This is a genomic window from Nostoc sp. ChiQUE01b (assembly GCF_034531255.1).
GTDB lineage: Bacteria > Cyanobacteriota > Cyanobacteriia > Cyanobacteriales > Nostocaceae > Nostoc.
The window spans coordinates 1-12,099 of the sequence record NZ_JAVRBM010000076.1 but is presented as its reverse complement, the minus strand read 5'-3'; the positions used below and the strand labels follow the sequence as shown (position 1 = coordinate 12,099).

Genomic DNA, 12,099 nt, shown 5'->3' with positions numbered 1-12,099 from the left:
CTTGGGAGTAGTCGCTACAGACTTGGGAGTAGTCGCTACAGACTTGGGAGTAGTCACTACAGACTTGGGAGTAATCGCTACAGACTTGGGAGTAGTCGCTACAGACTTGGGAGAAGTGGCTTCAGTATTCTTAATGCAAAGCCGATTTGCTACTATCAAAACAATGAATTTGAAGGCGCTCATGACACTAGCGATTATTGCTGAACCTGCTCCTCTGAGATCGAATAAAGATGGTGTAGTTCTCGTGGGAAACACTCGTATAACATTGGATACTATAGCTGCTGTTTTTAAGCAAGGCGCGACAGCAGAGGAAATTGTTTATCGCTATCCATCGCTGAATCTGGCCGATGTTTACGCCACAATCGCCTTCTATCTCAATCACCAGGCAGAAGTAGAAGCCTACTTGCAACAGCGACAGTAACAGTCACAAGAGATTCGGGCAATGAATCAAGCAAAATTTGATCCACAAGGCTTGCGCAATCGGCTAGCTGCTAGGAACAGATAAGCTTGGCTTAACGCGTTTCACAAAGGTTAGCGGCATTACTCCTAACCATTTCTCTCGAATTATACCTTCCTCTAACAATACAGCAGTGGGAAAAGCATTGGTTAAGCGTGCCACTACAGTAGGACTCATTGCCACTACCGGAAAGTTGATATTATTAGATTGAACAAATTCTTCAACTTGTTCTGATGTTTGGGGAACTCCAGCTACTACATCAGGTAAATCAGTTCTTTGATGAACCACTTTTAGCACTTTGAGCCAGTTTTTGCATGTTGGACAACCAGGCATTAAAAACACAACCAGTTTTTCTCCCGTTGTTAAGCTTTCGGCATATTCCTTTAGCCATTGTGGTTGCCAAGAACGATTAACCTTAAGCGGATCTAAGTCTAAAATAGGTTTTTTCTTCTTCCAGTAATATATATATGAAACAGCAGTTAATAGACTACTTGTTGCTAAAGAAATCAATAATGCTGTCACTTGCTGCGAAACAGTTAAAATATCAGCAACCGGATAAAACCAAGCCAACCCCATCAAAGTAATGTAGAGAGCATTGAGGAGTAAACTTTGTTTGGGACTGATGTCAATTAGACCGTTATAGCAACCACAATCATCTGTGCGTTTGGTCGAAGTACTCCAATAAGTTAAACTTGATAGGAGCAATAGTAAAACAATTGTACCGATAAATAGCCACTGGGGAAACAGACGCAAAATCAGGGCTATTCCCAGGACGCACTCTAGAATTGTAAAAGCGATCCCTGCACCGATATTTACTTTTTGCGGAAATAACCGCAATTGACTGATGTGAATAAGAAACTTTGTGGGTGCGAGTGCTTTGACAACACCAGTCACCAGAAATACACTGCCAACCACCAAAGAACTTATAACAGAAATTGAATACATAATGCTGGCGATCGCTATTTAATCATAATAGTCAATAGCTATTATCCCATCTAAGTTTCAGCTACCGAGAGAACCATTTCCAGACAAAACTGGTATATTATCTAGTATGTGTGACAGGGGTTCATCTCCTTTTGCTTGTGTTGAATTCTCTGTACATTGTTGATTTTGTGGGGAACTTAAAACAGGAATATCTTGAACTCCTACATTTACTAAAGCAAGTACGGATTGAACATTAGCTTTAGCAGGTAAAGCTATACATGGTTGATTCAAACTTCCTTGAATTAGGGCTTGCTGAGGAGATAAATCTAGACCTCCTACTACTGCCATTAATTCTGCATCACTCAATTCTTCAAACAAGCCAGTTTCCAAGTCAGCAATTTTGTTGTTTATCATAAGTTATTAGAGTGCAAATTGTTAAGCATTTACACAAGTATTCCCAAAAGCTGGGTTAAGTAGAGCAATTACACCGATACTATAGAAATCCTAAACCAGTTGTGAGAAAGAAAATGGCTGAAAAGCTTGTAAATAGGTAGTTTTTATTTCAGGATTTTCTCACGTTTCAATTGTGATTGCTATATAGGACTCATATTTGATTTTTGCGAAGCTAGGTACACCTTTATTTCTTCTTCCCACCCCCCAGTCCGCAGTCCCCGGTCTCTACGAGTAATTCAGAAATCAAATCGGATTGCTATATTACCACAAACTGGTATAATGTGTTTTTCAAGCTTGTCCTTCACAAACTATTAATTCAGTGCAACCTGGCAAGCTTTGCGCACCCAAACATGTAACGGTCTGCTGTACACATTCTAAAGACAGGCCTATTACTTTTGCTTCGACCCCCAAGCCTCCGACTACTGCCATTAATTCTGCATCGCTCAATTCTTCAAATAATTCTAGTTCTTCAAACAACTCCCTATCTTCTTGAGTGACTGTAGGTACTTGTTTTGTTGCTTGTTTCTTTGTTGAAAATATTTTTAACATATAATTTGACTCTTTTTAGTTGTTTTCAACCTGTGTGATTGAGTGTGCTATGACTCTCTTACATGAATTATCAAAAAATAGATGATTCCTATTTGATAAGGCATAAGCCGTTTATTTTTCAATTTATTGTGCCTGATAGCCACTTGAAAACTAACAGGTTATTTGACAGCTTGTCAACAGTTTGTACTCAAGATCCTACTTTTCCTACTTTTCCCACTTTTTTTACTTAGAGATGTCAAACTAACAGTTAAAAGACTTCTATAGCAGTTAGAAATGAGTTGACACTCAAGAGTCGATACCCTATTAGTCTTCTAAGATTTATTTTAGGTATAACTTACAACCTTATAATAAAGCTGTTTCGGAGATGAAAGTCAGCCTCCGCGCCTTGATGAGTTAACGCCCAGTAAGTCACCTCACCATCTCTGTGTTTGATAACGGTAGTAATTGCAACTTTAATTTCTTGTTCTGCCGAGACTATTTTACTCAAATCGACATCCAACACAAGTGCTAAACCGTCGGCTTGATTCTGAACATTAAATGGTAGCTTTTGAAAAGCTATTTCTTCTTGCATCCCTTGACGATACCCATTAAAACGATAGATATTCCAGTGTCCGGCGGGAGAAAGGTTAAATTCCCAATACCGTGCAGAATCTTTGATGCCAAGAAAGAATTCAAAACAAGTGTCTTCCCACAATTCGTGCTTGCGTGATGGTGCATTTGATGGTGGGGAAATTGCAATTTTTTTTAAGTCGCCTCCAAGGTTGTAGCAGATGGCAAGTTGATTAGCATTTCGGGAGATATTGCCTGTAATTTTCAAATTAGGAAAGTACTCAGTAGAAGGAAAGGGTTGCAGGGAAAATGTCTGTTTCCTCATTTCATGTCTTTAATAATGTTGCAAATCTGCGTTTCTTGAGATTCAATACTTTCGGTAAGCTTAAACTGGACGATCGCTCTTGCTAAGTTATGTTCTGGGTGCTTAACTTTGAAGTAGACATTACCTGCTAAATAATCAGCAAAAAATCTCAGTCCTAGTTCAAAAGTAATTAGACGAATAGCATCATAGATGTATGCATAATCATTCTCGGTCAGAAATGCCTTAGCCACAGCGAGATAACCTTGAAGGATTTCCCGACACAAATCGGTATCGAAATAAATACTTTCCCAATTCTCGGTTTCTTCACCAGCAGGATTGCAACCCGATCGCAGACAATCACCAATATCGTAATGTACCAGACCGGGTTTCACGGTGTCGAGGTCGATGACGCTGACGGCTTGCTGGGTAACAATATCAAACATAACGTTGTTGATTTTGGGATCGCCGTGCATCAGACGTAGGGGTAGCTTGCCTTCAGATTTGGCATTTTCTAGAATATGTGCAAAGGTTTGGCGATCGCTAACAAACTGTAAGCAATAATTAACTTCAGAAGATTGAGGCGCACTAGTTTTCGGCAAAACTTCCTGGTAATGCTGGAGATAAAACGGTGTAATATGGAACCCTTTAAGGGTGTCAGCAAGTTTTTCTGCTGGCAAATCGCTGATCAGATTGTGGAACATTCCCAAGGCATAACCGATTTCTTTCGCGTCGGAGCGATCGCGTATACTATCAAAGGACTCGGAGCCTTGAATAAAGCTGATTGCCCGCCAAAATGAGCCATCTGCATCCTTCCAGTGGTCTTGAGCGTTTTTGGTCAACAGTACCCGTGGCACTTCCCAGCGACGATTAAGGGGGATATCCTGCAACCTTTTTTGAACGTGTTCAGTTAAGGTACGCATATTTTGCATAATCAGTTGTGGCTGACGAAACACCTGTGTGTTAATGCGTTGCAGGACAAAATGTTGTTCATTTGGGGAATCTAGAGTTGCTAAAAAGGTGTCATTTATATTACCACTGCCAAATACTTTAACGCTTGTAACCTTCCCCAGTTGGGCGAATTGGTTAGCGATCGCCACTAAATTTTCTGCGCCCTGTGTATTAAATTCTTCTGTCATGTTCGTGTTTGACCTGCACTACTCCTCACGTTCATTGCACGAAGGCAATAGGGGATATCGTAGCGTAAGTGTCCAAATAATTCGTAACTCTTAATTAATTAAAAAGTGTTTGATTCCCCTGGTTGTACAAGCAGTCTTGCTTCAGGCGAGGTGAAAATATCCAGATGAAACATAATTATGAATTATCAATTACAGTGTCTATGAATTTCTCATTAGTAATTAACCTGAACTATTAACGATGAAAGCACCTGCAATTGTCAGTAGCTAGAAATATCACTTAGCTGATTGTGATAAATGTAGCTTTTTGAACATGGTTATAAATTTTTACCAGAAATTACGGTATTAATGATATCTAGAGAAACTAGGATTTCTATCAAGTTTGCTTAAATTTCATCATAATGCTACAAAAACGTCTATGCAACCCACTTATTGGTTTTTTAGCTGTGGGATTACTTCTGCAACCGATTGCCACCCCTTCCCAAACTGTGACATATACTTTCAAGAATACATATTTATTCAAGCTGTCCTCAGTAATAAGTCAAGTTAGACCGGGTGGGAGTTGTGAAGCAAATGAAAACTTAAGTTTATTCGCTGATACTTTTATTAGTGCGTGCCGCAAAGCATCAATTAGACGGGAATTTCCCAGCGAGTATTTAAACTCTTATTTAGAAGACATCAAAAACAACAGCTCAGCCGCTGGTAAAAGGGCTTGGAAGTTATTGAATGATGGTAGATTCAAAAAGTAGTGTCGGAGAATATTGGATGAAACCCGAAAGTGCAGATGAAACAGAATCCTTTTACATTGCGGTAATTCTTTATGAATCATCCTCCAATGCACCGGATTATCAACCGTTATACCAGGAATGCTTTGTGCTGCTCAAAGCTAGCTCTTTAGAGAAAGCTCAAACAAAGGCTATAAGTTACGCAAAAAAAGAAGAAGTAAGCTATAAAAATCAGGATGGAGAAACTATTACCTGGTCTTTGAAACAGGTGGTAGATGTAAATTCAGTATTGGATAATGACTTTGACTCAACTAGTGATGGTGTTGACTTATACGCTAGACATTTTCGTAATTATGAGGCTTACCATTCATTTGAACCATTCTTGTCTAAAGAGGAATTTTAACAATTCAAAATTCAAAATGACGCTCTCTACGAGACGCTAAAAGCGTAGCTTGCTTCTCTGTAAGAGTACGCGGACTCACTAACGCTGCGCTAACAAAATTCAAAATTAAAAACATTTCAGACGGGGATTTAAACCCCGACTGAAACTGGTGCTACATATAGATGTAGGGGTCTTAAACCCTTGAACTTACAATAACCTCGATCCAGTAGAAAGCTAGATGACCAAACAAGGTAAAAGTAAAAAGTTAAAAAGAAAGAAGTAATATTTATAGGGTTACAGAGCAACTTAATTTATTAATGAAAAAAAGTCAAGAGTTTTTAAAAGTACTATATGCTAGCACAGGGCGCGTCACCGAACAGCCCATCAGAGATATCGCTCTCGCCGGCCCCGTGCTAACTCAACAGTTAGGAAATCTCATCGTTATCAACCCACTCGTCATAGGATGAGTCATAACCAACGTAGTGAAGATAGTATTGCTGACCTTGGATTTGCTCAATTGTTGCGGAATACCAAGCTTCTTGGTCATCATCCCAACATTTTACCTTTTGACCTACTGCATATCCATTTTCATCAGTGGAGCGAAGATCGCGAGTCCGAATGTCATCTTCGCCTACCCACTCGTCATAAGATGAACCGTAACCAAGGTAATGAACAAAGAACTGGTCATCTTGGATTTTCTCAATAGTTCCTTGATACCAATCCTCATCATCATTATCCCAGACTTCTACTGTTTTGCTGACTTCATACTGATTCTTATCTGATTTAACCGCAGATGAGACATCTTGAATCGGCTTTTGTTCCTCTAGTTTGATTTCCTCTTTTACTAGAGTGTATGCTTGCAAAATCAAACTGCGAACGACAGTTTGAATTCCTGTATGCTCGTAGTAATTGGTAGTTTGATCTAGGAATGCTGCAACTAAATCTAAATTATCATCAGCAATCTGAATAAAATTACCCAAATTACTAGAAATTGATTGCGGGGTTATGCCTGTTTTGGATACTAAATTATTCATCCAGCCTTGCACGGAGTTGAAACCCTGACTGATAAAACCAACTTTATCAGAAGGATTACTGCCTGGAAGAAAGTTATTAACGGCTAAGAAAACCGGATTTTGAGTTATTGCGCCAGCATCAGTGCCACTAATAACTCCGTGAATTTTGCTGAGAAAGTCAGGGCCCAAGGGCAGAATTCCGTCTAGACAAACTAGAGCTACCATCCGCATTAGGGATGCATTTTGATAGTTGTTAGCAAGGGAATTAGCAAACTCTTGGGGATTAGGTTGAGGAATGCCGTTTAGTTTGCAAAAGGCGATGATTTCGACGGCGATTTTTAGTACCAAATCAATGGATTGGGTGACATCGGCTTTGGGAGTAATTTTGCCTAAAAAAGAAAGAAAGCCGATTTTCTCACTAACTTTATTCGCTAAAGCCGCCGCTGCCATAGCTGTGTCTGCCTTATCAATTGTTTGATAAAGTTTGATTGCAAACTGGTAGCCTTGTTGAGGATCTACGTATAAAGTAGCAGCGCGATCGCGGATTTTTTGAATTACCTTAGCATCGGTTTCTCCAGTAATGGCGCAGATATTATTGTCAAACCCTGTCAAATTGCTCCATTCACCTGGTGCGACATAATCAAGAGCCTTTAAAACTTTGACAGTAATATTGTCAGTCGGTAATTCGTCAACCAACTGAATAATTGATTTATCCATCAGCCGATCCTCAAAACTCAAGATATCGTTACAACACGGTTCAGAGCAGCCCAAATCTGGTCAGCGCTGGGCAATTACTGAACCGTATTTATAGAGTTCCCTGACCTGACCAAAAAATAACGATGTTAGTAATAGAGGTTACACCTAAAGATATTGCACAGGCGATCGCATCCTAAATGCAAAGCTGAATCAACAGCTTGAGTCTGTGATGGATGCGATCGCTTCCCATACCTAATTTTAAGTTTTAAAAACTTTACTCTTATCTAGTTCAAATATCTGCTGAAATTAATTGTAGAAAAATTTATCAATAACAGGACTTACACAAAGGTAACGTATTTACGTCATTGCGAGCGATCGCGTTGGCGTACCCCTGCTCTTAAGCAAGCTAGCAAGAGCGTCTCCAAGAGTTGCCTCTCGTTCGCGTTAGCGTTGCGTAGCAAAGAGAAGCGAAGCAATCTCATCAAGACTGGGATTGCTTCACTACCTGCGTTTCGTACCCTACGGGTTCCGCCCTTGGCGGTACGCAATGACCAATTATCGCTGCGTAAGTCCTGAATAAATTGATTGCATATTCACAGATAGGAAATGAGCAAGCGAGGCTGGTTGTGATATGACAATCTGTGGAGATAGGAATTGGTACTCAGGTTTATTAATAATTTTTAGTATTACTAAAGTACTTGCTCATGTCATATTTTGTTTTGAAAATCACGCTTTAGCCCAGATTACCCCTGATGGAACATTGGGCGATCGCTCTTCAATAACATCTAATGTCAATATTAAAGGTAGTGCTGCTGACCGCATTGATGGTGGAACAATTCGCGGTGCAAACCTATTCCATAGTTTCCAGGAATTTAATGTCGGAGAATCCCAACGAGTTTATTTTGCCAATCCCACGGGAATCTCCAATATTCTCACACGGGTGACAGGAAGTAATATCTCCAATATTCTCGGCACTTTGGGGGTGAATGGTGGTGCAAATTTGTTTTTGATCAATTCCAATGGCATTTTATTTGGGAACAATGCACGGTTGGATGTGGCGGGTTCCTTTGTAGCAAGTACGGCGAATTCTTTTGTATTTGGCAATGGGTTGGAATTTAGTGCAACAAATCCTCAGACTCCTTCCTCATTACTAACAGTTAATCCTTCGGCATTGTTGTTTAATCAAATTGCTGCTGCACCGATTCAAAACAACTCAGTCGCACCAGCAGGAATAACTCCCGCAGGTTTTAATACATTTGGTTTACGAGTAGGAGATGGTAAAAGTTTGCTGCTAGTGGGCGGTAATGTCAGCATGGATGGCGGGAAGTTAAATGCTTATAGTGGGAGAGTTGAATTAGGAGGGTTAGCAGCACCTGGAAATGTCAATCTTCTTTTAAATGGCGATAATCTCAGCTTAAAATTTCCTGAGAATGTTGCGCGAGCTTCAGTATCCCTGACCAATCAAGCTGCGATATACGTAGAAGGGGCTGGTGGCGGTAATATTGCAGTCAATGCCAGAAATCTAGAAATATTGGAAGGAAGTATTCTAGGTGCTGGTATTGGGCGAGGTTTGGGGACACCTGAAACAATTGGGGGAGATATTACGCTGAATGCTACCGGGGAAATCAAAGTTGCTGAGAGCATAGTTATCAATCGAGCGGATATTGGATCAAAAGGCAATGGGGGGAACATTACAATCAATTCTGGTTCTTTCTCATTACGCGATCACGCTCAACTTTCTGCCTCAACCGGTGGACAGGGGAATGCGGGGAATGTGACAGTAGGTGTAAAAGATGCTGTCTCCCTTGTAAGTAATGCTTATATCTTCAGCACCGTGCAAACAGGAGGTGTAGGTAAGGGTGGCAATATCGACATTCATGCAGCAACGTTGTCACTCACTGATGGCGCTCTACTTGTTGCCGCAACCGCTGGACAGGGGAATGCGGGGAATGTGACAGTAGGTGTAAAAGATGCTGTCTCCCTTGTAAGTAATGCTTATATCTTCAGCACCGTGCAAACAGGAGGTGTAGGTAAGGGTGGCAATATCGACATTCATGCAGCAACGTTGTCACTCACTGATCACGCTCAACTTTCTGCCTCAACCGGTGGACAGGGGAATGCGGGGAATGTGACAGTAGGTGTAAAAGATGCTGTCTCCCTTGTAAGTAATGCTTATATCTTCAGCACCGTGCAAACAGGAGGTGTAGGTAAGGGTGGCAATATCGACATTCATGCAGCAACGTTGTCACTCACTGATGGCGCTCAACTTATTGCCTCAACTTATGGACAGGGGAATGCGGGGAATGTGACAGTGGGTGTAAAAGATGCTGTCTCCCTTGCAGGTAATGCTTATATCCTCAGCACCGTGGAAACAGGAGGTGTAGGTAAGGGTGGCAATATCGACATTCATGCAGCAACGTTGTCACTCACTGATGGCGCTCAACTTATTGCCTCAACTTATGGACAGGGGAATGCGGGGAATGTGACAGTGGGTGTAAAAGATGCTGTCTCCCTTGCAGGTAATGCTTATATCCTCAGCACCGTGGAAACAGGAGGTGTAGGTAAGGGTGGCAATATCGACATTCATGCAGCAACGTTGTCACTCACTGATGGCGCTCAACTGCTAACCATTACTCGTGAAGCATCTGATACCCAACCAGGAGGAAGAGGGGATGCGGGCAATGTCAATGTTTTGGTAACAGGTGCTGTTAATATTGCTGGGGAAAAAAACGGTATTCCAAGTGGGATTCGCAGCAATGTGGGAACGGGGACTGTTGGGAATGGAGGTAACATTTTTATCGATTCTGGTGACTTCTCTCTAAGTGATCACGCTCAACTTTCTGCCTCAACTTCTGGACAGGGGAATGCGGGGAATGTGACAGTGGGTGTAAAAGATGCTGTCTCCCTTGCAGGTAATGCTTATATCCTCAGCACCGTGGAAACAGGAGGTGTAGGTAAGGGTGGCAATATCGACATTCATGCAGCAACGTTGTCACTCACTGATGGCGCTCAACTGCTAACCATTACTCGTGAAGCATCTGATACCCAACCAGGAGGAAGAGGGGATGCGGGCAATGTCAATGTTTTGGTAACAGGTGCTGTTAATATTGCTGGGGAAAAAAACGGTATTCCAAGTGGGATTCGCAGCAATGTGGGAACGGGGACTGTTGGGAATGGAGGTAACATTTTTATCGATTCTGGTGACTTCTCTCTAAGTGATCACGCTCAACTTTCTGCCTCAACTTCTGGACAGGGAAATGCGGGGAATATTCGCATCAATGCAAAAGATGCGATAACTGTTTCTGGGACTAATCAAAAGACAGGATTATCTAGTGGTTTATTCACATCTACTGATTTTAATTCTCAAGGCAAAGGTGGCGATATTACTGTAAACACCAATATCTTTCGCGTATCAGATGGCGCTTTACTGGATGCAGGCACTAGAAATAATCAAAAGGGTGGCGATATTACGGTAAATGCAAATATTTTTGACGCCTTCAATGGTGGACAACTCACCACGACTACCTCAAGCAATGGAAGTGCAGGTAAAATAACTGTCAATGCTACTGATAAACTAATAATTAGTGGTAGTGACTTTAGTTATGATGACCGAGTTACTAACTTTCCTGACAACGTACTAAATATTGGTGCTAACAGTGGCTTATTTGTCAGTTCCACAGGTTCAGGAATCACAGGCGACATCGAAATCAACTCACCCAAAATTACCTTAGACAACCAAGGCAAACTCAACGCCGAATCTGCATCCGGTAACGGTGGTAATATCAACCTCAACAGCGACTTACTGTTACTCCGTCGCAACAGTCAAATTTCCACCAACGCAGGTACAGAAAAATTAGGTGGCAATGGCGGTAACATCACCATTAATAGCCCTTTCATTGTCGCCGTTCCCAAAGAAAATAGTGATATCAGCGCTAACGCCTTTACAGGGATTGGTGGTAGAGTTGACATTACAACAAACGGTATTTTCGGTATTCTCCCGCAAAAAAGCCTAACCGAAAAGAGCGATATTACAGCAAGTTCACCATTGGGAGTGAGTGGGGAAGTAACTATCAACAGTCCAGATACTGACCCCAGTCGCGGCTTAATTCAACTACCCTCTAACCTCATAGATGCATCCCAACAAATTGCCCAAGGTTGCACTCCTAGAAGAGGAAAAAACGCCAGTAGCTTTATCGCCACCGGACGAGGTGGATTACCCCAAAGTCCTAATGAGCCGTTGCGGGGACGAGCAGTAATTACTGGTTGGGTAGATTTGCCCGCACAAGTAACAGCCATCACGGATAAATTATCTACTGCATCTATGACCAAATCTAGCGATCCGATTGTGGAGGCTCAAGGATGGATCGTTGATGGTAACGGTGATATTATGCTTGTGGCTCAATCTGAGCAAAGTTCTTCTATTCCTTCTGCCATGTCCTGTAGTCAATAATTCGTTACCCTAAGAGCCGGGAGAGGAATTCCGATGAAACCCAAGAGTCATAAAAACAATCAGTGTCGCACGCCACTTGCTTCAAGGTGGGAAAATACGCAACGCAGTGGCTCCTCAAGTCGGGAAACCCGCCCCTACTAGCTGTCTCCCCTTGGGAGAAGACTGCGACTCCCTCACCGATGTAGCGTCTACGCTTTGTATCAGTTCAATTCTTGCGATCGCCCTACAGCCCTTTGGGCATCCTACGGCAGGCGTTGGCAAAGCCATCACTTTTATGTTTAATAAAAGCAAATTTGCTAAGTTTCTATATTAAATTCGGGCAGTGGTTTATTGAATTCGGGCAGTGGTTTATTGAATTCGGGCAGTCGTTTATTGAATTCGGGCAGTCGTTTATTGAATTCGGGCAGTGGTTTATTGAATTCGGGTAGTCGTTTATTGAATTCGGGTAGTCGTTTATTGAATTC

The 12,099-nt window shown here is 41.7% G+C and carries 10 protein-coding genes and 1 pseudogene; 4 read left to right on the top strand and 7 right to left on the bottom strand.

What is annotated here, in order from left to right:
• Positions 1-421 (top strand): DUF433 domain-containing protein (locus tag RMY63_RS32535; protein ID WP_322732658.1); only part of this gene is annotated, 421 nt, incomplete at its 5' end.
• A gap of 63 nt (positions 422-484) precedes the next feature.
• Here RMY63_RS32535 and RMY63_RS32530 read toward each other — a convergent pair.
• The 6 genes and pseudogenes from RMY63_RS32530 to RMY63_RS32510 all read right to left on the bottom strand — a co-directional run bounded on the left by RMY63_RS32530 (position 485) and on the right by RMY63_RS32510 (position 4,372).
• Complete coding sequence (locus tag RMY63_RS32530) at positions 485-1,402, bottom strand: peroxiredoxin family protein (RefSeq protein ID WP_322732657.1); 918 nt, start codon at positions 1,400-1,402, stop codon at positions 485-487.
• A gap of 57 nt (positions 1,403-1,459) precedes the next feature.
• Complete coding sequence (locus RMY63_RS32525) at positions 1,460-1,795, bottom strand: rodlin (RefSeq protein ID WP_322732656.1); 336 nt, start codon at positions 1,793-1,795, stop codon at positions 1,460-1,462.
• Positions 1,796-1,816: 21 nt separating this feature from the next.
• A pseudogene (locus tag RMY63_RS41965) lies at positions 1,817-1,876 on the bottom strand (chaplin family protein); the annotation flags it as partial.
• Between the two features lie 246 nt (positions 1,877-2,122).
• Positions 2,123-2,383 (bottom strand): bacteriocin, encoded by a 261-nt coding sequence (locus tag RMY63_RS32520; protein WP_322732655.1) that lies wholly within the window; start codon positions 2,381-2,383, stop codon positions 2,123-2,125.
• A 334-nt stretch (positions 2,384-2,717) separates the two neighbouring features.
• Complete coding sequence (locus RMY63_RS32515) at positions 2,718-3,257, bottom strand: DOMON-like domain-containing protein (RefSeq protein ID WP_322732654.1); 540 nt, start codon at positions 3,255-3,257, stop codon at positions 2,718-2,720.
• Positions 3,254-4,372, bottom strand: coding sequence for an aminoglycoside phosphotransferase family protein (locus RMY63_RS32510; RefSeq protein WP_322732653.1), 1,119 nt, complete (start codon positions 4,370-4,372; stop codon positions 3,254-3,256). The genes RMY63_RS32515 and RMY63_RS32510 overlap by 4 nt, the downstream gene beginning before the upstream one ends.
• A gap of 723 nt (positions 4,373-5,095) precedes the next feature.
• Between RMY63_RS32510 and RMY63_RS32505 the strand changes: the two genes are divergently transcribed.
• Complete coding sequence (locus RMY63_RS32505; RefSeq protein ID WP_322732652.1) at positions 5,096-5,497, top strand: DUF4288 domain-containing protein; 402 nt, start codon at positions 5,096-5,098, stop codon at positions 5,495-5,497.
• Positions 5,498-5,901: 404 nt separating this feature from the next.
• Here RMY63_RS32505 and RMY63_RS32500 read toward each other — a convergent pair whose 3' ends face one another.
• Entirely contained in the window at positions 5,902-7,206 is a 1,305-nt protein-coding gene (locus tag RMY63_RS32500) for a Tudor-knot domain-containing protein (protein WP_322732651.1), read from the bottom strand.
• Positions 7,207-7,816: 610 nt separating this feature from the next.
• Between RMY63_RS32500 and RMY63_RS32495 the strand changes: the two genes are divergently transcribed.
• Both RMY63_RS32495 and RMY63_RS32490 read left to right on the top strand, forming a co-directional pair.
• On the top strand, positions 7,817-11,635 hold the full coding sequence (locus RMY63_RS32495) for a filamentous hemagglutinin N-terminal domain-containing protein (protein ID WP_322732650.1): 3,819 nt from the start codon (positions 7,817-7,819) through the stop codon (positions 11,633-11,635).
• 106 nt (positions 11,636-11,741) lie between these two features.
• Entirely contained in the window at positions 11,742-11,948 is a 207-nt protein-coding gene (locus tag RMY63_RS32490) for a hypothetical protein (protein WP_322732649.1), read from the top strand.
• Positions 11,949-12,099 lie beyond the last annotated feature (151 nt).